The sequence below is a fragment of the Pseudomonas shirazensis genome (assembly GCF_050496565.1).
In the GTDB taxonomy this organism is placed as follows: domain Bacteria; phylum Pseudomonadota; class Gammaproteobacteria; order Pseudomonadales; family Pseudomonadaceae; genus Aquipseudomonas; species Aquipseudomonas shirazensis_A.
Window position 1 is genome coordinate 20256 of record NZ_JBNWAE010000005.1, and the last position, 20851, is coordinate 41106.

General features: G+C 62.6%; 19 protein-coding genes. 8 read left to right on the plus strand and 11 right to left on the minus strand.

Annotation, left to right across the window (positions count from 1 at the left end; genetic code table 11):
• Positions 1–15: 15 nt before the first annotated feature.
• Entirely contained in the window at positions 16–1092 is a 1077-nt protein-coding gene (gene hppD / locus ACQZ2L_RS09085; RefSeq protein WP_430325749.1) for a 4-hydroxyphenylpyruvate dioxygenase, read from the minus strand.
• Positions 1093–1392: 300 nt separating this feature from the next.
• Here hppD and ACQZ2L_RS09090 point away from each other — a divergent pair, with 300 nt between their 5' ends.
• On the plus strand, positions 1393–2970 hold the full coding sequence (locus ACQZ2L_RS09090; protein WP_430325750.1) for an EAL domain-containing protein: 1578 nt from the start codon (positions 1393–1395) through the stop codon (positions 2968–2970).
• 33 nt (positions 2971–3003) lie between these two features.
• A complete protein-coding gene (gene rarD, locus ACQZ2L_RS09095) occupies positions 3004–3891 on the plus strand; it encodes an EamA family transporter RarD (protein ID WP_430325751.1) in 888 nt (295 codons plus the stop codon).
• Here rarD and ACQZ2L_RS09100 read toward each other — a convergent pair.
• Entirely contained in the window at positions 3854–5425 is a 1572-nt protein-coding gene (locus ACQZ2L_RS09100; RefSeq protein WP_430325752.1) for a TerC family protein, read from the minus strand. The two genes, rarD and ACQZ2L_RS09100, sit on opposite strands and share 38 nt — an antisense overlap.
• A gap of 270 nt (positions 5426–5695) precedes the next feature.
• On the opposite strand from ACQZ2L_RS09100, the gene ACQZ2L_RS09105 reads away from it, so the two are divergent.
• Positions 5696–6280, plus strand: coding sequence for a LysE family translocator (locus ACQZ2L_RS09105; RefSeq protein WP_430325753.1), 585 nt, complete (start codon positions 5696–5698; stop codon positions 6278–6280).
• Here ACQZ2L_RS09105 and ACQZ2L_RS09110 read toward each other — a convergent pair.
• Both ACQZ2L_RS09110 and ACQZ2L_RS09115 read right to left on the minus strand, forming a co-directional pair.
• Positions 6242–7054 carry an AraC family transcriptional regulator gene (locus ACQZ2L_RS09110; RefSeq protein ID WP_430325754.1) on the minus strand — a complete coding sequence of 271 codons (813 nt, stop codon included), beginning with the start codon at positions 7052–7054 and terminating at the stop codon, positions 6242–6244. The genes ACQZ2L_RS09105 and ACQZ2L_RS09110 overlap by 39 nt on opposite strands.
• Positions 7055–7065: 11 nt before the next feature.
• The gene (locus ACQZ2L_RS09115; RefSeq protein WP_430325755.1) at positions 7066–7605 is read right to left on the minus strand and encodes a helix-turn-helix domain-containing protein; all 540 of its coding nucleotides are present in this window, start codon (positions 7603–7605) and stop codon (positions 7066–7068) included.
• 154 nt (positions 7606–7759) lie between these two features.
• Here ACQZ2L_RS09115 and ACQZ2L_RS09120 point away from each other — a divergent pair, with 154 nt between their 5' ends.
• Complete coding sequence (locus tag ACQZ2L_RS09120; RefSeq protein ID WP_430325756.1) at positions 7760–8542, plus strand: aldolase; 783 nt, start codon at positions 7760–7762, stop codon at positions 8540–8542.
• A 32-nt stretch (positions 8543–8574) separates the two neighbouring features.
• A complete protein-coding gene (locus ACQZ2L_RS09125; protein ID WP_430325757.1) occupies positions 8575–9459 on the plus strand; it encodes a dihydrodipicolinate synthase family protein in 885 nt (294 codons plus the stop codon).
• A 110-nt stretch (positions 9460–9569) separates the two neighbouring features.
• Here the strand turns inward: ACQZ2L_RS09125 and ACQZ2L_RS09130 are convergent, their stop codons facing one another.
• From ACQZ2L_RS09130 to ACQZ2L_RS09140, 3 genes are all read right to left on the minus strand, one after another.
• Positions 9570–10988: a short-chain fatty acid transporter gene (locus ACQZ2L_RS09130; RefSeq protein WP_101318841.1), complete on the minus strand. Its 1419-nt coding sequence runs from the start codon at positions 10986–10988 to the stop codon at positions 9570–9572.
• A 141-nt stretch (positions 10989–11129) separates the two neighbouring features.
• The gene (locus ACQZ2L_RS09135; RefSeq protein ID WP_314873723.1) at positions 11130–11786 is read right to left on the minus strand and encodes a CoA transferase subunit B; all 657 of its coding nucleotides are present in this window, start codon (positions 11784–11786) and stop codon (positions 11130–11132) included.
• Between the two features lie 34 nt (positions 11787–11820).
• Positions 11821–12519, minus strand: a complete 699-nt coding sequence (locus tag ACQZ2L_RS09140) for a CoA transferase subunit A (RefSeq protein ID WP_101318837.1) — start codon at positions 12517–12519, stop codon at positions 11821–11823.
• Positions 12520–12638: 119 nt separating this feature from the next.
• Between ACQZ2L_RS09140 and ACQZ2L_RS09145 the strand changes: the two genes are divergently transcribed.
• Positions 12639–13544, plus strand: coding sequence for a LysR family transcriptional regulator (locus tag ACQZ2L_RS09145; protein WP_430325758.1), 906 nt, complete (start codon positions 12639–12641; stop codon positions 13542–13544).
• Positions 13532–14353, plus strand: coding sequence for an aldo/keto reductase (locus ACQZ2L_RS09150; protein WP_430325759.1), 822 nt, complete (start codon positions 13532–13534; stop codon positions 14351–14353). The genes ACQZ2L_RS09145 and ACQZ2L_RS09150 overlap by 13 nt, the downstream gene beginning before the upstream one ends.
• A 7-nt stretch (positions 14354–14360) precedes the next feature.
• Here ACQZ2L_RS09150 and ACQZ2L_RS09155 read toward each other — a convergent pair whose 3' ends face one another.
• The 4 genes from ACQZ2L_RS09155 to lexA are packed head-to-tail and all read right to left on the minus strand — an operon-like array spanning position 14361 to position 20100.
• Positions 14361–17441, minus strand: coding sequence for an error-prone DNA polymerase (locus ACQZ2L_RS09155; protein WP_430325760.1), 3081 nt, complete (start codon positions 17439–17441; stop codon positions 14361–14363).
• Entirely contained in the window at positions 17438–18856 is a 1419-nt protein-coding gene (locus tag ACQZ2L_RS09160; protein WP_430325761.1) for a Y-family DNA polymerase, read from the minus strand. The genes ACQZ2L_RS09155 and ACQZ2L_RS09160 overlap by 4 nt, the downstream gene beginning before the upstream one ends.
• A 6-nt stretch (positions 18857–18862) precedes the next feature.
• The gene (gene imuA / locus ACQZ2L_RS09165) at positions 18863–19483 is read right to left on the minus strand and encodes a translesion DNA synthesis-associated protein ImuA (protein WP_430325762.1); all 621 of its coding nucleotides are present in this window, start codon (positions 19481–19483) and stop codon (positions 18863–18865) included.
• Positions 19483–20100, minus strand: coding sequence for a transcriptional repressor LexA (gene lexA / locus ACQZ2L_RS09170; protein ID WP_430325763.1), 618 nt, complete (start codon positions 20098–20100; stop codon positions 19483–19485). Before lexA ends, imuA begins: the two co-directional genes overlap by 1 nt.
• Before the next feature lie 91 nt (positions 20101–20191).
• Between lexA and ACQZ2L_RS09175 the strand changes: the two genes are divergently transcribed.
• Positions 20192–20851: an HAD family hydrolase gene (locus ACQZ2L_RS09175; RefSeq protein WP_430325764.1), complete on the plus strand. Its 660-nt coding sequence runs from the start codon at positions 20192–20194 to the stop codon at positions 20849–20851.

The window sequence follows — 20851 nt, forward strand, 5'->3', positions numbered from 1 at the left end:
AGGGTGCGCCAGCCGTCATTGCACGTCGAGAACGCCGCGACGCACCTGATCACGCTCGATCGATTCGAACAAGGCCTTGAAGTTGCCTTCACCGAAACCGTCATCACCCTTGCGCTGGATGAATTCGAAGAACACCGGCCCCAACAAGGTCTCCGAGAAGATCTGCAGGAGCAGGCGCTTGTCACCGGATTCGGACGCGCCGTCGAGCAAAATGCCGCGCGGTTGCAATTGGTCAACTGGCTCGCCGTGCCCTGGCAGACGCTCTTCAAGCATCTCGTAATAGGTCTGCGGTGGCGGGGTCATGAAGCGCATACCCAGGCCCTTGAGCGCGTCCCAGGTCTTGAGCAGGTCATCGGTAAGGAAGGCGACGTGCTGGATGCCCTCGCCGTTGAACTGCATCAGGAACTCTTCGATCTGGCCGGCGCCCTTTGACGACTCCTCATTCAATGGAATGCGGATCATGCCATCGGGCGCGGTCATGGCCTTGGAAGTCAGGCCGGTGTACTCACCCTTGATGTCGAAATAGCGAATTTCACGGAAGTTGAACAGCTTCTCGTAGAAGTTGGCCCAATACGACATGCGCCCGCGGTAGACGTTGTGGGTCAGGTGATCAATGATCTTCAGGCCCGCACCGACCGGATTGCGTTCAACACCCTCGATGAACTTGAAGTCGATGTCATAGATCGAGCTGCCTTCTTCATGGCGGTCGATCAGGTACAGCGGCGCGCCACCAATACCCTTGATCGCCGGCAGTCGCAGTTCCATGGGGCCTGTTTCGATCTCCACCGGCTGAGCGCCAAGCTCGAGTGCACGCGCGTAGGCTTCATGGGCGTTGCGCACCTTGAAGGCCATGCCACAGACCGACGGGCCATGCTCGGCTGCAAAGTACGACGCTATGCTTTTCGGCTCGTTATTGAGAATCAGGTTGATCTCGCCCTGGCGATACAGGTGAACATCCTTGGAGCGGTGCGAAGCGACCTTGGTGAAGCCCAGAATCTGAAACACCGGTTCCAGCACGCCCGGGGTCGGCGATGCCAGCTCAATGAATTCAAAGCCCATCAGGCCCATCGGGTTTTCGAAGATATCTGCCATGTTGGTGTCCTCATCTACTGCGTAATAACGATTAGTCAGTTGCGTTCGATGGCGGACGGCCGGGTGGCGAGCAGGGGATACCGCGCACGCTACGGGCGAGGAAAGTACCAATGATCAATTTGAACCCGTGACGTGGCATAGGGGCACATTCTCGGCGGTTTGGCCCTCTGCACGAGAGGACTTTATTGTTGTATTCGTAATCGGATTCTATAGGGCGTAAATCGGTTTGTCGCGCTTTAGTTCTCCGCCCTGCCCGACCAGCGGCTATCCTTGGCAGGTCATCGTCAAGCCCAGGTCAATATGCCCCTTACACGCAACCGTCACGCCCGCAGTCACTGGCGCACCCTACTCCCCTGGCTGGTCGGCCTGCTGCCCTTGCTGGGCGGCCTGGCTGTCATGGTCTGGCAGAGCCAACAGGACATGCGTCAGGCCAGCGAGGCTACCAGTCGCCAGGCAGTGACCCACGTCGAGCGCATACTCGACAGTGTAGCAACCGCCGCCCAGACACTGCTGCCGCTGGCAGGCCGCCCTTGCGAGGAGGTCGAGGTCGAGCTGCGCAGCGAAGTCACTCGCAATGCCTTCGTCCGCTCCGCCAATCTGGCGAGTGACAACACGCTCTACTGCACGTCGCTGTTTGGCGACTACCACGAGGCGGTCAACCCGGCAGACTACACCGAGGGCCACCTGTGGCTGATGGACGGCAATTCGGTCACTCCCGGCCATGCCTTGCTGGTCTACCGCACAGGCGACGCCCAGCGCGCGGCGATAACCACGGTCGACAGTGAGCATCTGCTGACTGCCTTGCGCCTGATTGGCAGTGATCAGCAGCTGTACCTGCAAGTCGGCAACAGCTGGATGGGGCAGGACGGTGAAGTCCGCATCGGCACCCCGCCGGCTGCGTCCAGCGCCGCGGTAGTAATAGCCTCGGCGCGTTACCCGTTCAGCGTGCACGGAGGCTTTGCGGCGGGCAAGCAGGCTGAGTTGATGCGCAAACACTACCCCGCGTTGATTGCGCTGTTGCTGCTGCTCGGAGTGGCCGCTGGGAGCGCCTGCCGCTGGCAGCTGCGCCGTGCATCCTCATCACGCGCCGAGCTGGATCGGGCGCTGCAGGCCAACGAATTCGTACCGTACTTTCAACCCGTGGTGCGCAAGGGTGATTACCAGTGGGCCGGTGCCGAAGTGCTGATGCGCTGGAACCATCCGCGTGAGGGCCTGGTGCGCCCTGACCTGTTCATTCCCTACGCCGAACACAGCGGGCAGATCGTTGCCATGACCCGCGCGTTGATGCTGAACACCGCTCAAGACCTGGCGCCCTATGCTGCCTTGATGGAAGACGGCTTTCATATCGGCATCAACATCACCGCCGACCACTGCCAGGATCTGAGCCTGCTGGAGGATTGCCGGATGTTCCTCCAGCACTTCCCACCGGGGCGGGTCGCCTTGACCCTGGAATTGACCGAGCGCAAGTTGCTCGAGGCCACACCGGTTGCGTTGGAGCTGTTTGCCAAACTGCATGAGATGGGCGTAATGATCGCCCTCGACGACTTTGGCACGGGCCAGTCGAGCCTCAATTACCTGCGTCAGTTCAAGGTCGATTACCTCAAGATCGATCAGAGCTTCGTCGCCATGATCGGTGGCGACGCGCTGTCGCAGCACATCCTCGAGAGCATTATCGAGCTGTCGGCCAAGCTGGGCCTGGGGATTGTCGCCGAAGGTGTCGAAACAGCCATCCAGCGCGATTACCTGCAAGATCATGCAGTGGACTTTCAGCAAGGGTACCTGTTCGCCAGGCCGATGCCGCTGGAGGCGTTTCTGCAGGCGTTGGCGGCTCGCCCGCGGTTGCCCCAGGAGGTTCGCCCTGAGATCATGCTCGGCTGATCAAACCGCTCATTCACTGTAATTGAGGCATTCGTGTCAAAAGGAATTGTTACATCGGTCACTGCGTCCTGCCTGTTCGCCGTGATGTACTTCTACAGCTCGCTGCTGGCGCCGCTCGACGGCGAAGAGATTTTCGGCTGGCGGACCCTGCTTACCCTGCCCTGCCTGACGTTGTTCATGCTGGTCAGCAAAGACTGGCAGCGGGTCGCTGAACTGTTCGCTCGGGTGCGCCGCAGCCCGGCACTGCTGTTAGGCATGCTCGGCACATCCTGGTTGATGGGTGTGCAACTGTGGCTGTTTCTCTGGGCACCGTTGCACGGGCGCAGCCTGGAAGTGTCGATGGGTTACTTCCTGTTGCCGTTGGCGATGGTCCTGACCGGGCGGCTGGTCTATGGTGAACGGCTGTCACGCCTGCAGAAAGTGGCCGTGGCCTGTGCAGCGCTTGGGGTGGGTCACGAGCTGTATCAGCATGGCAGCTTTGCCTGGGAAACCCTGGTGGTGATGATCGGCTATCCGATCTACTTCGTGCTGCGCCGACGCTGCCGCACCGATCACCTGGGCGGGCTGTGGTGCGACATGTTCCTGCTGTTGCCATGGGCGCTTTACTTCGTGTTCCAGGGCCCATTGTCGGCCGCCGACCTGCGTGCACATCCCGGGCTGTACGGCTTGATTCCGCTGCTCGGGGCAATCAGCGCCAGTGCGCTGATTGCCTATGTACTCGCCAGCCGGCTGTTACCCTTCGGCCTGTTCGGCCTGCTCAGCTACGTCGAGCCGGTGCTGCTGGTCGGTGTCGCCCTGCTGTTGGGCGAAACCATTGCGCGTGACCAGTGGCTGACCTACCTGCCGATCTGGGCGGCGGTGCTGGTGCTGGTGCTCGAGGGCTTCAAGCACCTGCTCCGTCAACGTCGCCGCTCGGTGTAAGGCGCACCTGGCGCACGCGCCGCTCCTCCACCGCAATCACGGTCATGGTCCAGCCATTCCAGGCCAGGCAATCACCGACCCGCGGCAAGCGATCCAGCAAGCTCATCACCAGGCCTGCGAGGGTCTGGTAGTCCTCGGTAGCGCGGGCACTGAAGCCGGTCCGCGCCTGCACCTGGCTCAGGTTCAGGGCTCCGCTGACAACAAAACCGTCAGCCTCCTCGACAATCGCCGGACCCTCGACCTCACTGGCGTCCGGCAGCTCACCGGCAATCGACTCAAGGATATCGGTCATGGTCAGCAAGCCGGTGAAGTCACCGAATTCGTTGACCACGAAGGCGATATGGGTCGACTGGCCACGCATCTGCTCCAGCGCATTGAGAATGCTGAAGCTCTCCAGCAGATTCAGGGGCGCGCGCACCATCGCCTCAAGGTCAGGTTGGTTGCCCTCGAGGTACTCCTTGAGCAACTCCTTCTTGTGCACGAAACCAAGCGGCTCCTCGATACGCCCGTTACGAATCAGCGGCAGACGCGAGTATGGCGAGTTGGCCAAGGCCAAGGTAATGCTCTCGGCAGGCAGAGCCAGGTCGAGAGCATCGACTTCGGTACGCACCGTCATCACCGTACGGATCGGCCGTTCGGCAAGGTTCAGCACACCGCTGATCATGACCCGCTCGCGGCGATCGAACAGCACCTGTTCCTCACCACCTTCAACCAGATCGGCAATCTCCTCGCCGACTTCGTCTGCTTCTACCCGGCGACCGCCCATCAGGCGCAGTACCGCATGGGCAGTACGCTCACGCAGCGGGCGATGCTCTTGCAGGCTGCGCTTGCGGCGGGCCCGGGCAAGCTGGTTGAACAGCTCGATCAGAATCGAGAAGCCAATCGCCGCGTACAGGTAGCCTTTCGGGATATGGAAGCCCAGGCCTTCTGCGGTCAGGCTGAAGCCGATCATCATCAAGAAGCCCAGGCACAGCATGATCACTGTCGGGTGGGCGTTGACGAAGCGGGTCAGCGGCTTGCTGGCAACGATCATGATACCGATCGAGAAGATCACCGCGATCATCATGATCGACAGATGTTCGACCATACCTACCGCAGTGATCACCGCGTCCAGCGAGAACACCGCGTCGAGCACCACGATCTGCGCAACGATCGGCCAGAACGCCGAATGGCGCACGCTGCCGCTGGACTGCGCAACATGCCCTTCCAGTCGTTCGTGCAGCTCCATGGTGGCCTTGAACAGCAGGAACACACCACCGAACAGCATGATCAGGTCACGGCCCGAGAACGTCTTGCCGAAGAGTTCGACCAGCGGCTCGGTCAGGGTGACCATCCACGAGATGCTCGCCAGCAGGCCCAGGCGCATGATCAGCGCCAGGCTCAAGCCGATTACCCGCGCGCGGTCGCGCTGATGCGGGGGCAGCTTGTCTGCCAGAATGGCAATGAACACCAGGTTATCGATACCCAGCACCAGCTCGAGGACGATAAGCGTCAACAGGCCTAGCCAGGCCGTAGGGTCGGCAAGCCATTCCATTAGCAGATACTCACAAGGGATGTGTTACGGGAGGGGGTGCAAGATGGCCGGGACGACCAGGAACTGGGGGGCTCCGAGAAGGTGTTCATAGATACCTGAATGGGAAATAGGGATGGAGATCCTACAATTACAGTCGTATTTTCTGACAGCGGGAAACTATTACAAAACCTGTAACAGGTGTTTCTGAGGCAAACCGCAGGGGACTTTGGTTCAATACTCAAGCTAACCAGGCGCGCACCATCAGCGCACTTCAACAGTGGAATCCTGCTCATGAGCCTGTCCTTGTCCATGGCCGCCTTTGCCCTGGCAGCCTCTATTTCACCCGGCCCCGTCAATATCGTAGCCCTGGCCAGCGGTGCCCGCCACGGCCTGCGGGCAAGCCTTGGCCATGTCGCAGGTGCGACGCTGGGTTTCTGTTTGCTACTGCTGCTGTGCGGTTTGGGTGTGCACCAGCTGTTGCTGCGCTGGCCAGCACTGGGCCAGTTACTGTTGTGGGGCGGTGTGTTGTTCCTGTTATACATGGCCTGGCAACTGGCCCGCGACAACGGCGAGCTGGCCACTGAACAACAACTGCCGGCACCCTCCGCCTGGCAAGGCGCGGCCATGCAGTGGCTGAGCCCCAAGGCGTGGCTGGCGGCGGTTGCAGGCGTGGGCGCGTACACCGGCGGGGATCACCACCTGCTGTGGTTGTTCAGCGCAATCTACGCGCCGATCTGCTTTGTCTCGATCGCCTGCTGGGCGTGGGCCGGCAGTGTGGTTAGCCAATACCTGACCCACCCACAGCGCATACGCCTGTTCAATCGCCTGCTGGCGGCATTACTCGTGGCCAGCGCTGTGGTGCTGCTGCGAGCCTGAGGCGCTACGGTAGTGCCCGGGGGTTGTCGCCAGGTGCCGCTTGAATGCGCGCTGCAGGTGCGCCTGATCAGCAAACCCGGCATCCACCGCCACCGCGGCGATGGGCCGGCCGAGACGCAGTTGGCTGCGCGCATACTGCACGCGCTGGTCTAACAGATAGCCATGTGGCGTCAGCCCAAAGCGTTGGCGGAAGGCACGAATCAGGTAGGCCCGCGACAACCCAGCAGCGGCGCAGATATCGGCGAGGGTCAGCGGGTCCTGCCGGTGCGTGCGGATGAACGCGGCGCCAGCTTCCAATTGCGCATGCTCATCACTCGGCGTCGCTGCCTCGGGTTGCAGATAGCCGGGCAAGTCCCGAAAAAAAGCTGCCAGCAAGGCTTCGCGCTCGGCCGTCGCTTCATCGAACACGTTCGCGAACAACTGCAGTACCCGGCTGTACAGCGCTGGGGAATGGCTCAGGGTTGCCTCTGGCAACTGCACGCCTTGCGCATCCATCCACGGCATATCGACAAACAGCATCAGGTACGACCACGGCTCGCCAGCAACTGGGTTGCAACTGTGCACCACGCCCGGTTTGATCAACACCGTGCTGCCCGCAGTCACCTCATGACTGACCGCTCCAGTCATGTAGCTGCTGCGCCCACCCGTAATCACTCCAAGCGAGAAGCTCTCATGGGAGTGCGCCGCGTAACACACCTGGCGGCCGTCGCCCACGCGTCGCGCTTCAACAAAAGGCAATGCCGGATCGCGCCAGAACCGTGAGACCTCGATCATCGCCTGGCCCCTTACTCGCCGCCCTGCACTACCACCAGCAACTGCGCCTGCTGCGGGCCGATCGAGCGCAGCCGATGGGGAGTCTGGGCATTGAAATGCAAGGCATCGCCCTGCCCCAGGAGCACCCGCTCGTTCATGAAATCGACCTCAACCTGGCCACTATGGACGAACAGAAACTCCTCGCCCTGGTGCTCTTTGAAGGTCGGATCGCTGAACTCGGTGGGTGGCTGGATCAGAAACGGCAGCAGGCTGCGCTGGCCGACCTGGGAGGTCAGCACGGCATAGCCCGGGCCCTCACCGCTGCCGACCAAGGCCTGCCGTTCGCCCTGGCGGACCAGGCTGTAGCGAGCCTGATCGGTGGCGTCTTCGGAGAACAGTTCCTCGACGTTGACGTTCAACGCCCGCGCCAATTTCAGCGCACTGGCAATTGATGGCGTGTTCAAGCCGCGCTCGACTTTGGACAGGTAGCTCTTAGTCATCCCGGCTTTGTCCGCCAGTACCTCAAGCGTGATACCGAGTTTTTTTCTCAGCAATTTCAATCGGATAGACATGAATTTCGGTATTCCCAAGAAACGCTGTTGCTTATGACACTTTGTGTCATATAGGATATCTCGTGTCATTTAGCGCATCATCAAGCTCGGACCACACCACACAGCCGAGCACAGAGCGCTGACCTTCATCATTCGCCACAGAGGATAGTCGCCCATGGCCACAACCCTGTCACACAGCAAAGAGCAACTGGTGCGCCAGGCGCTGACTCAGATGCAAAGTTCGCTCGCTGATAATACGTGGAGCGTGCGTGAAAAGCTGGCACTGACCTGCCGAATTCTGTTCGACCACGGCCATGACTCCGGCCTGGCTGGGCAAATCAGCGCCCGCGGGCCACAAACCGGTACCTTCTACACCCAGCAGTTGGGCTTGGGTTTCGACGAGATCAGTGCGAGCAACCTGCTGCTGGTCAATGAGGACCTGGAAGTGCTCGAAGGCCAGGGCATGCCCAACCCGGCCAACCGCTTTCACAGCTGGGTCTATCGCGCCCGTCCCGACGTCAACTGCATCATTCACACGCATCCGACCCATGTCGCCGCGCTGTCGATGCTTGAAGTGCCGCTGCAGGTCTCGCACATGGACCTGTGCCCGCTTTTTGAGGACTGCGCGTTTCTCGAGGGCTGGCCAGGTGTCCCGGTGGGCAACGAAGAAGGCGAACTGATCAGCAATGCGCTGGGCGACAAGCGCGCCATTCTGCTCTCGCACCATGGCCAGCTGTCGACCGGTGCCAGCGTCGAGCAAGCCTGCGTCTACGCCCAGTTGATCGAGCGTGCCGCCCGCCTGCAATTGCTGGCGATGGCTGCCGGCACCATCAAACCAATCACTCCCGCGTTGGGCCGCGAGGCACATGACTGGATCGACCGGCCCAAACGCCACACCGCTGCCTTCAACTATTACGCCCGCCAGTGCCTGCGTAAGCATGAAGACTGCCTGAACTGATCAACCCTGCCTTGTTTGCGGAGCCTTGCACCATGACTACACAATTCCACGGCATCATCGGCTACACCGTTACCCCGTTCAGCCATGCCGGCGAGCAGCTTGACCTGCCAGCACTCGGCCAGTGCATCGAGCGTCTGATCGACAGTGGCGTGCATGTGATCGCGCCGCTGGGCAGCACCGGTGAAGGCGCCTACCTGAGCGACAGTGAATGGCAACAGGTCGCCGAGTACAGCCTGGCCAGCATTGCCAAGCGCGTGCCGAGCATCGTCAGCGTCTCTGACCTGACCACTACCGGGGCGATCCGCCGTGCTCGTTTTGCCCAGGCACATGGCGCCGATGCGCTGATGGTGTTGCCGACCGCGTACTGGAAGCTCAGCGAGCGCGAGATTGTCCAGCACTACCGCTCCATCGCAGCCTCGGTAGACCTGCCGATCATGCTCTACAACAACCCGGCCACCAGCGGCACCGACATGCCGGTGGACCTGATCCTGCGCATCGTGCGCGAAATCGACAACGTCACCATGGTCAAGGAAAGTACTGGTGATATTCAGCGGATGCACAAGCTGCATGTACTCGGTGAGGGTCGGGTGCCGTTCTACAACGGCTGCAACCCACTGGCGCTGGAAGCCTTCGCGGCGGGTGCCAAGGGCTGGTGCACGGCGGCGTGCAACCTGATCCCCGAACTCAACCTTGAGCTGTACCACGCGGTACTGACGGGTGATCTGGAACAGGCCAAAACGCTGTTCTACCGGCAGCTGCCGCTGCTTGAATTCATCCTCAAAGGCGGCCTGCCGGCCACCGTCAAGGCCGGCCTGACCCTGACCGGGCTGGACGCGGGTGAACCACGCCGGCCGGTGTTCGCGCTGGATCAGCAGAACATCGAAAAACTGCAGCAACTGCTCGCGCACCTGCGCTGAGTCGCTTGCTCGAAGAAAACGCCTGCCTGCCCCAATGAAGGGTGAGGCAGGCGTTGTCGTTTTATCTGTCAGCCGTGAGCGGGCCTAGCTATTCAAGGGTTCAGATCCGCTCACGGCATCACCGGTGGCGTGTACTGCAAGGTCGAGCCGAGTGCCCACAGCAGCACCAGCACCAACGGCGCATGCACCAGCAGTTGCACGAACGAGAAGCCGATCAGGTCCCGCGCCTTGAGCCCAAGCACCCCAAGCAGCGGCAACATGTAGAACGGGTTGATCAGGTTGGGCAAGGCTTCGGCCGCGTTGTAGATCTGCACCGCCCAGCCAAGGTGATACTGCAGGTCGTTGGCCACCAGCATCACGTACGGCGCCTCGATGATCCACTTGCCGCCGCCCGAGGGGATGAAGAAGCCCAGCACGGCCGAGTACACACCCATCAGCAAGGCATAGGTGTCGTGCGTGGCGATCTGCACGAAGAAGGTCGAAATATGGTGAGCCAGGGTCTGCTCATCGATGCCCTTGACCTGGGTCAGCACTGCGGCAATCGAGCCATACAGCGGAAACTGGATCAGCACTCCGGTAGTGGTCGGCACTGCGCGGGTTACTGCATCGAGAAAACTGCGCGGCCGCCAGTGCAACAGAGCGCCGAGCATGATGAACAGGAAGTTGTAAGTGTTGAGCCCGGAAATCGCGGTGATCGCCGGTTTGCTGGCAAACTCCTGGTACAGCCAGCCAGCAGCCAATGCCACCAGCAACAGGGTCAGCACCGGGCTGTGTTCCAGCCACTCACCGGGACGGGTGCGCTGCGCCGGCGGCGGCGCGGTGAAGCTGGGGTCGATACCGCATTGCTCGGCAGTACGCGCGCTGCTGGCGCCGGGTGCGGTGGCATAGGCCACGATCAGCGAGACGATCACCAGCGCCGCCAGCAGGACGCCGGACTGCCAGAGGAAGATGGTCTCGGTGAAGGGGATCACGCCGGTGATCGACAGGATCGACGGCGGCAGGCTGGCCGGGTTGGCCTGCAACTGCGCCGCCGACGACGACAAGCCCAGCGCCCACACCGCGCCCAAGCCAAGGTAAGCCGCGGCGCCTGCAGCGCGATAGTCCATTTTCAGATCGGTGCGACGGGCCAATGCCCGTACCAGCAAGCCGCCAAACACCAGCGACAGGCCCCAGTTGAGCAACGACGCCACCATCGAGATCAGCGCCACCCAGCAGACTGCAGAACGGCCGTTTTTCGGAATGCGTGCCAGCCGATCGATCAGCCGTGCCGCCGGCGGTGAGCTGGCGACCACATAACCGCCGATGACCACAAAGGCCATCTGCATGGTGAACGGGATCAGGCTCCAGAAACCATCGCCAAAGGCTTTGGCAGTGTCGGTCGGCTTGGCGCCCATGGCCATTGCGGCCACGCACACCAGCACCACGGCCAAGGCGGCAAACACCCACGAGTCGGGGAACCAGCGCTCGGCCCAATTGGAGCAGCGCAGAGCGAACCGGGCGGAGCGGCTATCCTGAATTTCAGCGGCCACGGTAGTTTTCCTTTTATTGGTCTTGTCAGGGGATTTCAAGGCACACGCAAAAAACCTGCAGCAACGGGCCTGCTCGGCAAAGGGGTCAGCCTTCGCAGAGCAAGCCCACCACTACAGGGGGCTGGGGCAAACTAGCGGTGATCAGAAGGTCATTTCTTTCACATCATCGGCAACGATCAGCTTGCCGGCGGTCTTGGCGATCACTTCTTCGACCGTCACGCCCGGCGCGGTTTCACGCAGGATGAACGCACCGTTTTCGATTTCCAGATAAGCCAGGTCGGTCAGCACCTTGCGAATGCAGCCAGCGCCGGTCAACGGCAGGCTGCAGCGCGACAGCAGCTTGGACTCACCGTCCTTGGACGCATGGGTCATGGTGACGATGATGTTCTCAGCGCCAGCTACCAGGTCCATGGCGCCGCCCATGCCTTTGACCAGTTTGCCGGGGATCATCCACGAGGCAATGTTGCCTTCCACATCCACTTCGAAGGCGCCGAGCACGGTCAGGTCGACGTGGCCGCCGCGGATCATCGCGAACGATTGTGCCGAATCGAAGATCGAGGCGCCGCGGCGGGCGGTGACGGTTTGTTTGCCGGCGTTGATCATGTCGGCATCGATGGTGCTTTCAGTGGGAAACTCGCCCATGCCGAGCAGGCCGTTTTCCGATTGCAGCATCACGTCCATGTCAGCGGGCACATAGTTGGCCACCAAAGTAGGAATGCCGATGCCGAGGTTGACGTAGAAGCCGTCCTGCAGTTCACGGGCAACGCGTTGAGCCATCTGTTCGCGGGTCAGTGCCATGGTCTGGATCTCTTTGTTGTTCTATGGGCGGCGTTCAGGCCTTGACGGTGCGCTTTTCGATGCGCTTCTCGAAGGTGCCGACAATCACACGATCGACGAAGATCCCTGGGGTATGGATCTCACTCGGCAGCAACACGCCGGGCTCGACGATCTCCTCAACCTCGACCACGGTGATCTTGCCGGCGGTAGCGGCCAGCGGATTGAAGTTCTGCGCCGTGTTGCGATACACCACGTTGCCGTAGTGGTCGGCCTTCCAGCCTTTGACGATGGCGAAGTCGCCGGTGATGGCTTCTTCGAGGATGTACTTGCGGCCATTGAACTCACGCACTTCCTTGCCTTCGGCAACCGGGGTGCCATAGCCGGTGGCGGTGAAGAAGGCCGGGATGCCAGCGCCGCCAGCGCGCATTTTCTCGGCCAGGGTGCCTTGCGGGGTCAGCACGACTTCCAGTTCGCCGCTGAGCAACTGACGCTCGAACTCGGCGTTTTCGCCGACATAGGACGCGATCATCTTGGCGATCTGCCGCTCTTCGAGGAGGATGCCCAGGCCAAAACCATCGACGCCGCAGTTGTTCGAGACCACGGTCAGGCCCTTGACCCCGCTGCGCTTGATCTGGGCGATGAGGTTTTCCGGGATGCCGCACAGGCCGAAGCCGCCGGCCAGTACGGTCATGTTGTCGGTCAGGCCTGCCAGGGCCTCTTCGTAGGTTGCAACGCGCTTGTCCAGTCCGGCCATGCTGATTCGCCTTTATAGTTGTTTGTGCGTGCAGCCATCTTCACCGCTGCCGACTGATTTGTTAATTTTGTTTTAGTCATCGATTGATAATTTTTCTAAAAGAAAAGGCTCACCCCCGCATGAACGTCAAGCAGTTGCGTGCCTTTGTCACCGTAGCCAAGTACCTGAGCTTTGCCCAGGCCGGCGAGCACCTGCATGTGTCGCAGCCGGCCTTGAGCCTGACCATCAAGGCGCTGGAGGACAACCTCGGCGGCGCCCTGCTCGCCCGCACCACCCGCAGCGTCAGCCTGACCCCCGAAGGCGAGGTGCTGCTGCCGTTGGCGCGGCGGCTGCTGGCCGACTGGGACGACACCGAAGAGATGCTGCGCCAGCGCTTCACCCTGCAATTGGGCCGAGTCTCTGTGGCGGCAATGCCGGCCTTTGCTGGCAACCTGCTGCCGCAGGCGTTGAAGGTGTTTCGCCAGCGCTATCCGCGGGTCAACGTCACCGTGCATGACGTGATCAATGAACAGGTGCAGGAACTGGTGCGTCATCGCCGCGTCGAACTAGGCATTGGTTTCGAGCCGGACAACCTCGACGGCCTGCGCTTTGTGCCGCTGTACATGGACCGCTTCGTGGCGGTGGTGCCAGCCGACTCACCGCTGGCGTTGCAGCCTGAAGTAAGTTGGCAGGCATTGCTGGCCGAAGATTTCATCGCCTTGCAACGACCCTCTGCGGTGCGCCTGCTGCTCGAACAGAACGTCGCTGCCGGCCATGGCAAATTGACCGTGGCGTTCGAGAGTCATCAGTTGACCACCATCGGCCGCATGGTCGCCAATGGCCTGGGCGTCAGCGCTGTGCCGGCCCTGTGCATCAAGCAGATGCAGGAGCTTGGCGCCCGCTGCGTGGCCTTGGTGGAACCGAGCGTCGAACGGCGCATCGGCGTTATTTCGCTGAGTGAACACAAGCTTTCAACCGCAGCCGAGGCGCTGCTGGATGTCGTCATTGCCCACACCCCGCCACAGGAGTTGACATGCGCACAGTAGAACTTGCAGACCGCCGCGTTACCGCCATAGGCCAAGGCACCTGGTACATGGGCGAAGACCCTGCGCGCAAGGCCGCCGAGGTGGCGGCCTTGCAGCAAGGCATCGAGCTTGGCATGAACCTGATCGACACCGCCGAGATGTATGCCGAGGGTGGTGCCGAAGAAGTGGTCGGCGCCGCCTTGGCCGGTCGCCGTGACCAGGTGTTTCTGGTCAGCAAGGTCTACCCGCACAACGCCAGCCAGCGCGGCGTGCCGCAAGCCTGCGAGCGCAGCCTGCGCCGGCTGGGCACCGATTGCATTGACCTGTACCTGCTGCACTGGCGTGGCCAGTATCCGCTGGAAGAGACCGTAGAGGCCTTCGAGCGCTTGCGCGAACAAGGCAAGATTCGCCGCTGGGGGGTTTCCAACTTCGATCTGGACGACATGATCGAGCTGGATAACGCTGCCTGTGCCGCCAACCAGGTGCTGTACAACCCGGCCCAGCGCGGCATCGAGTTCGACCTGTTGCCCTGGAGCCAGGCGCAGCAGATGCCGATCATGGCTTACTGCCCGCTGGCCCAGGCAGGTCAGCTACTGCAGCATCCGCTGATGGCCGAAATCGCCGCGCGCCATAACGCTACCCCAGCGCAGGTCAGCCTGGCCTGGGTTACCCGCCATGCGGGGGTGATTGCCATCCCCAAGGCCGTCGACCCACGCCATGTGCAGCTTAATGCTGCGGCAGGCGAACTGAGCTTGAGCGCTGCCGACCTGCAAGCGATTGATCAGGCCTTTGCTCCGCCTACGCGCAAGCAGCACCTGGCGATGGTCTAGACCGGCCTCAATGAAAGTCGCGGCTGCGCACGTCCAGCCCTTGCAATAGCGGGCTGACGTCTTCCAGGCGACGGGCAATCAAGTGCCTGACGCCTTTCTCATGTTCCAGCCGGCCACTGACCTTGAGCAACTGGGCGCCAACCAGCGCCCTTCGCTGACGTTCGGCCAGGTCGCGCCAGACCACCACGTTGACCATGCCCGCCTCGTCTTCCAGGGTGACAAACGTCACCCCGCTGGCCGTGCCTGGACGCTGCCTGCCAACCACCAGACCGGTCACGGCAATTGCATCACCATGCTCGACGCTGTCCAGCTCCGCCGAACTGCGACACCCGAGCGCGCGCAGGCGCGGACGCAACAGACTCAACGGGTGCGGCCCAAGGGTGGTGCCAAGGGTGGCGTAATCGGCTACCAGGTCCTGCGCCACGGTTGGCCTTGGCAACGCAACGACCTGCTCGCCAGCGCTGCCGATATCGGCGAACAAGGGTAGTTGCGCCTGCACCGCAGCCACTTGCCAGCGGGCCTGATGACGATCGCTGGCCAACCCGCGCAACGCCCCGGCATCGGCCAGGCGCGCGCGGGCACGGCTGTCGAGTTCGGCGCGCAGGCACAGGTCTTCGACATCGCGCCACGGCCGTTGCTGCCTGGCGTGCTGCAGCCGTGAAGCGTCGGCTTCGGTGAAGCCGCGGATCTGGCGCAAGCCCAGGCGAATGGCCAAGGCGTCGCCGGCCAAGGGCTCGAGGGTGCAGTCCCACTCGCTGTAAAAGACGTCCACCGGGCGCACTTCGATGCCCTGACGCCTGGCATCCTGGAGCAACTGGTCAGGGCTGTAGAAGCCCATTGGCCAGCTGTTGACCAAGGCACAGGTGAAGATCGCCTGTTCGTGGCACTTGAGCCAGCTGCTGGCATAACACAACAAGGCAAAGCTGGCAGCGTGCGACTCGGGGAAGCCATAACTGCCAAAGCCCTTGATCTGCTCGAAGATGCGCTCGGCAAAGTCCAGCTCGTAGCCATTGCGCTGCATGCCTTCGAGCAAGCGCACGCGGTGCGGTTCAAGGCCGCCGTGGCGTTTCCAGGCGGCCATGCTGCGGCGCAACTGGTCGGCTTCGCCAGGGCTATAGTCGGCGGCAACCATCGCCAACTCCATGACCTGTTCCTGAAACAGCGGCACGCCCAGCGTGCGTTTGAACACGGCCTCGAGGGCTGGCGATGGATACGTCACCTCTTCCTGCTTCAGCCGCCGGCGCAGATACGGGTGGACCATATCGCCCTGAATCGGGCCCGGGCGGACGATCGCTACTTCGATCACCAGGTCATAAAACGTCTGCGGTTTGAGCCGCGGCAGCATGGCCATCTGCGCCCGCGATTCGATCTGGAACACGCCAATGGTCTCGGCACGGCTGATCATGGCGTAGGTAGCCGGGTCTTCGCTGGGGATGGTGGCCAGGGTCAAATGGCGCCCGCGGTGATGGGCAAGCAGATCGAAACAACGGCGAAGCGCGCTGAGCATACCCAGCGCCAGCACATCTACCTTGAGCAGGCCGACCATATCGAGGTCGTCCTTGTCCCACTGGATGACCGTGCGCTCGGCCATGGCCGCGTTTTCCACCGGCACCAGCTGGTCCAGCGGTTGCTCGGAAATGACAAAGCCCCCAGGGTGCTGCGACAGGTGCCGGGGAAAACCAATCAGATCGCCGGCCAACACCAGTATCCGCCGCAACGACGGGCTTTGCGCCTCGAAGCCCGCCTCAGCCAGGCGCTGCGCATCGGGGATGCGATCCGTCCAGCGGCCGCAACACTTTGCCAGGGCATCAACCTGATCGGCCGGCAGCCCGAGCACCCGCGCCACATCGCGCACTGCGCCAGCCGCGTGATAGGTACTGACCACAGCGGTCAGTGCTGCACGGTGGCGACCATAGCGGCGGAACACATATTGAATGACCTCTTCGCGGCGGTTGTGCTCGAAGTCCACATCGATATCGGGCGGCTCGTTGCGCTCGCGTGAGAGAAAACGCTCGAACAGCAGGTGGTGCTGCATCGGATCAAGCTCGGTGATACCTAGTACAAAGCAAACCACCGAGTTGGCTGCTGAGCCCCGCCCCTGACAGAGAATGCCTTGCTTGCGGGCGAAATCGACGATGTCGTGCACGGTGAGAAAGTAGCTCTCGTAGTGCAGCTCTTCGATCAGCGCCAGCTCCTTGTCGAGCACCTGCCGCACCTCGGCACTGGCGCCGTCCGGCCAACGCCGGGGTAAGCCCTGTTCGCACAGGCTGCGCAACCAACTTGCCGGGGTTTGCCCTGGCGGCACCACTTCGCGTGGATACTGGTATTTCAGCTCACTCAAGTCGAAGTGACAGCGCTCGGCGATCAACTGGCTTTGTTCGAGCAGGTCTGCCGGGTACAGCTCGTTGAGCTGAGCCAGGCTGCGCAGGTGGCGTTCGCCATTGGCGAACAGGTAACGCCCGGCGCTGGTAATCGTGCAGTTATGGCGCACGGCAGTCATGCAATCCTGCAGGGCACGCCGTCCACGGCTGTGCATGTGCACATCGCCGCAGGCCACGGCGCGAATGTCCAATTGGTTAGCCAGCGCACGCAAGCGAGCCAGGCGCGCGGCGTCGTCAGCGCCGCGGTGCAGATGCACAGCCAGATACAAGCGCTCGCCAAACAGGCGCCGCAGGCACTGACCGGCGCTCACGTCGTCAGCCTCATCGGGTATCCATAGCGCCAGCAAGCCCTCGCAGTTGGCCTCCAGGTCAGCGGCAAACAATTGATACTCGCCTTTGCTCGCCCGCCGCCGGGCGCGGGTGATCAGGCCACACAGGCTTTGGTAACCGCGCAGGTTCTCGACCAGCAGGACCAGTTTCGGCCCGTCCTGCAAACGTATTTCGCTGCCGACGATCAGCCGCAGCTGGTGCTCTTTGGCGGCTTGCCATGCGCGCACGATACCGGCCAGGGTGCACTCATCGGTGATCGCCAGCGCCGTATAGCCTTGCTCATGGGCACGCTTGAACAACTCGTCAGCGCTGGAGGCGCCTCGCTGGAAGCTGAAGTTCGACAGGCAATGCAGCTCGGCATAGCCGCCGGCGCTCATGCGAACCACCCCTGCAACCACAGTGGGCCAGGTTCGGCGAGGTCTTGATAGGCCCAGCCGCGCAGGCCTTCACGGGTTTCGATGCGGTAATAGTCACGGCGCACATCGCCGCCATCCCACCAGCCTGATTCGATCCGTTCAGCCCGCCCCAACAGCTGCACATCGGTCTCGCTCAAGCGCAAAGGCGCCGGCAATAACCAACCCGGGCGGCTATCTGCGGCCGCCTGCAGCGTGCCGGACGCACCTTGGCTGACGAGTTGCCAGGCGCACTCGGGGCGATGATCGGCTTCGGCACGCAGGCCCTGCACCGCTTCATCACCCAGCCGCGCGCGCAGCCGTTCGCGCAATTGCTCCCACGGCTGCGCCTGTTTCGCGCGTGGATCGAACAGCGCCTGATGCTGCGGCACAAAGGCTGGCAGGTCTGCCGCCAGCAAGCGCAGATTGCGCACCGGCGCGGTGATGCGCAGCGGCTCCAGGCGCCCGCGGGCCAGCTCGAACAGCAAGGTCGCATCACGTTCGGCGGCCAATAAACCGACCTTGAGCACGGTGTCCGGGCCGTCAACATGCTCCAGGTGCAGCTCGAAGCGCTGCACGCCACAGTCGCGACCGGCCAGAAACGCCGCCAGGTCGTTGATCATCCGCCGCAACGGGAACAACAGGGCCTGATGCGATTCAACGTCGAAGTTGAGCTCCAGACGCGTCTCGAAGCGGTCCGGCGGTAGGTAGAACTCGAGACCCAGACTGCGCAGCCCGAGCAGTTGATCCAGATGCAGCTGTACCCCGGCGGCAAAGCGTCGGGCCAGCGCATCACGCGGCAGGCCAAGCACCTCGCCGAGCTGACGCAGGCCCATCCGCGTAAAGGCCTCGCTGGCCTCGGTGGGCAGCCCGACCTTGTTGATCGGCAGCTTGGCAAGGGCCGCACGGGTGTCGTCGGCATCGCTCAGGGCAAGGCCGTCATGACAATTGGCAAGCATGCGTGCGGCCACCGGGTTGCTCGCCAGCACAATACGCTGGCGCAGCCCCAGAGCATCCAGCTCTTCGCGCAAACGCGCCTGGAACACCGGCCACGGCCCGAACAACTGCAGGCTGGAACCGACTTCGAGCAACACGGCCCGCGGATAATGCAGGCTGACCTGCGCGCTGTAGCGGTAGGCCCAGGCAGCCAGCAACTGCTGAACCTGCTCAACCTGGGCAGGGTCGGCTTCAACGCAGGTGAAGCCATCGGCTAATGCGCGGGCAGCTGTCAGCGTTTGCCCAGCACGCAAGCCGAGCCTGGCGGCAGCCGGGTTGACCGCTTGCAGCACCCGGCGCTGAATCGGCCCACCGATCAATACCAGCGGCGTATCCGGGTCATCGCGTTCGCGCAGGACGCTGTCCAGCGCCAGCTGCGGCAATAGAATGCAGGCCCACAACATGCTGCATCACCCCTGCCCGCGGCTTGCAATAGGCACAGCAGGCGGCATGCCGCCACGGCACTTGAGCACACGCCATTGTGCAGGCCGGGTATCGATGGCAATACGCAGCGCCGCCGGTGACGGATTGTGCGCCGCTTGCTGCGGGCGGCAGGCGAACGCCAGCGCCTGGCCGGTTTCGGCAGCCACCTGCAAGCGGCGCAAGGCGCGATCATCGGCCCGTTCAGGCCAGCACAGCACCGCCGCACAACTGCCCGAGCGCAAGCACTGCTCGGCAGCCCACAAGGCATCGGCAGGCTCGGCCTCGACCTGAATCAGCCAGCGCAGATCAACCCCGGCTGCCTGCCACGCCGGCGCAAAAGGGATAAACGGCGGTGCGATCAGTACCACACGCCCGGCTTCTGCGGTGAGCCGGGCCAGGCTCGGCCATAACAATTGCAACTCACCACAGCCCGGGCTTGCCAGCAGCAGTTCGCTCAGCGCTGCGGCCGGCCAACCGCCATCGGGCAGGCGCTCATCGAGTTGGGCATGACCGGTGGGCTGCAGACCGAGCGGGCGCGCCTGGGTTTGCCGGCCACGCCATATGCGGCGCTGGTCGAGCAGGCCGTCCAGATCGACCACGGCGCCCATCAGTCGCGCCTCAGCAGGCCACAGAAGACCCCTTCGATAAAGAAGTCGCGCTCAGGGCCCACCTCGATCGGCGCATACGCCGGGTTGCGCGGCAGCAAACGAAAGCCGCCGGGGATACGCTGCAAACGTTTGATGGTGACCTCGCCATCCAGCCGGGCGACCACGATCTGGCCGTCGTCGGCTTCGCCTTGCTGGCGGATGCCGACCAGATCACCGTCAAAGATGCCGTCGTCGATCATCGACTCGCCGCGCACCTTGAGCAGGTAGTCGGGCGTGCGCCGGAACAGGCTTGGGTCGAGCAGCAACTGCTCGTGGATATCCAGGTCAGGCCCGATCGGCGCACCGGCAGCGACTTGGCCGAGTACCGGCAGTTCGAGGATTTCAGGCCGGCGCAAAGGCTCGGCCAGGCGGATACCACGGGCCTGATTCGGCGTGACTTCGAGGTAGCCGCCCTGACACAGCGCACTGATGTGCTTGCGGGCGACGCTGCGCGAGGCAAAACCAAAGCGCTCGGCGATATCGGCGAGGCTCGGAGGCTGGCTGTGATCGGTGATGCGCTCGCGGATAAAAGCCAGAATCGCGCGGCGTTTGGGGGTCATATTGTCCATGGAGCACATTTGTACTCTTTTCTGCGAAAACTGAACAGCCCCCTTCGTCATGCGCATTGGTTATGATCCCCTGCACGATGTTCAAGCTTATGGATAACCGATGCTGACCGCCCTGCTGTTTGACCTCGATGGCACCCTGACCGATACCGACACCCTGCACTTGCAAGCCTTCCGCCAGCTGCTGCACGAGCAAGATGGCCGCGAGCTGTCCCAGGCACAGTTCGATGAACAGATCAGCGGCCAAGCCAACGGCGAGCTGTTCGCCAGGCTATTCCCAGATCAGAGCCCAGCGCAGCGCCAGGCGCTGGCCGAGCGCAAGGAAGCGTTGTTTCGCGAGCTCGCCCCCGAACTGCAACCGTTGCCTGGGTTACTGCGCTTGCTCGATTACGCCCAGGCCGAGGCCATCGACATGTGCGTGGTGACCAATGCGCCGCGCTTGAATGCCGAGCACATGCTTGGCGCGATGGGCCTGAGCGAACGCTTCGCGCATGTGCTGGTAGCCGACGAACTGGCGCGGGCCAAGCCCGACCCGCTGCCCTACCTGACCGGCCTGGAGCGGCTGCAGGCCAATGCTGAACAGGCGCTGGCGTTTGAAGATTCACTGCCCGGTGTGACAGCGGCCAGCGCTGCCGGGATCTTCACCGTGGCCGTCGCCACCACCCAGACCGTCGAGCGCTTGCAGCAGGCTGGCGCGCAACTGGTCATCGATGATTTCAACGACCCGCGTTTGTGGCACCTGATCGAACAGCTGCGCGGCTGA

What these genes read in the sequence shown, in the direction of transcription:
- hppD (WP_430325749.1), bottom strand. Translation starts at nt 1,092, where the DNA reads ATGGCAGATATCTTCGAAAACCCGATGGGCCTGATGGGCTTTGAATTC.
- ACQZ2L_RS09090 (WP_430325750.1), top strand. Translation starts at nt 1,393, where the DNA reads ATGCCCCTTACACGCAACCGTCACGCCCGCAGTCACTGGCGCACCCTA.
- ACQZ2L_RS09100 (WP_430325752.1), bottom strand. Translation starts at nt 5,425, where the DNA reads ATGGAATGGCTTGCCGACCCTACGGCCTGGCTAGGCCTGTTGACGCTT.
- ACQZ2L_RS09105 (WP_430325753.1), top strand. Translation starts at nt 5,696, where the DNA reads ATGAGCCTGTCCTTGTCCATGGCCGCCTTTGCCCTGGCAGCCTCTATT.
- ACQZ2L_RS09110 (WP_430325754.1), bottom strand. Translation starts at nt 7,054, where the DNA reads ATGATCGAGGTCTCACGGTTCTGGCGCGATCCGGCATTGCCTTTTGTT.
- ACQZ2L_RS09115 (WP_430325755.1), bottom strand. Translation starts at nt 7,605, where the DNA reads ATGTCTATCCGATTGAAATTGCTGAGAAAAAAACTCGGTATCACGCTT.
- ACQZ2L_RS09120 (WP_430325756.1), top strand. Translation starts at nt 7,760, where the DNA reads ATGGCCACAACCCTGTCACACAGCAAAGAGCAACTGGTGCGCCAGGCG.
- ACQZ2L_RS09125 (WP_430325757.1), top strand. Translation starts at nt 8,575, where the DNA reads ATGACTACACAATTCCACGGCATCATCGGCTACACCGTTACCCCGTTC.
- ACQZ2L_RS09135 (WP_314873723.1), bottom strand. Translation starts at nt 11,786, where the DNA reads ATGGCACTGACCCGCGAACAGATGGCTCAACGCGTTGCCCGTGAACTG.
- ACQZ2L_RS09140 (WP_101318837.1), bottom strand. Translation starts at nt 12,519, where the DNA reads ATGGCCGGACTGGACAAGCGCGTTGCAACCTACGAAGAGGCCCTGGCA.
- ACQZ2L_RS09145 (WP_430325758.1), top strand. Translation starts at nt 12,639, where the DNA reads ATGAACGTCAAGCAGTTGCGTGCCTTTGTCACCGTAGCCAAGTACCTG.
- ACQZ2L_RS09150 (WP_430325759.1), top strand. Translation starts at nt 13,532, where the DNA reads ATGCGCACAGTAGAACTTGCAGACCGCCGCGTTACCGCCATAGGCCAA.
- ACQZ2L_RS09155 (WP_430325760.1), bottom strand. Translation starts at nt 17,441, where the DNA reads ATGAGCGCCGGCGGCTATGCCGAGCTGCATTGCCTGTCGAACTTCAGC.
- ACQZ2L_RS09160 (WP_430325761.1), bottom strand. Translation starts at nt 18,856, where the DNA reads ATGTTGTGGGCCTGCATTCTATTGCCGCAGCTGGCGCTGGACAGCGTC.
- imuA (WP_430325762.1), bottom strand. Translation starts at nt 19,483, where the DNA reads ATGGGCGCCGTGGTCGATCTGGACGGCCTGCTCGACCAGCGCCGCATA.
- lexA (WP_430325763.1), bottom strand. Translation starts at nt 20,100, where the DNA reads ATGTGCTCCATGGACAATATGACCCCCAAACGCCGCGCGATTCTGGCT.
- ACQZ2L_RS09175 (WP_430325764.1), top strand. Translation starts at nt 20,192, where the DNA reads ATGCTGACCGCCCTGCTGTTTGACCTCGATGGCACCCTGACCGATACC.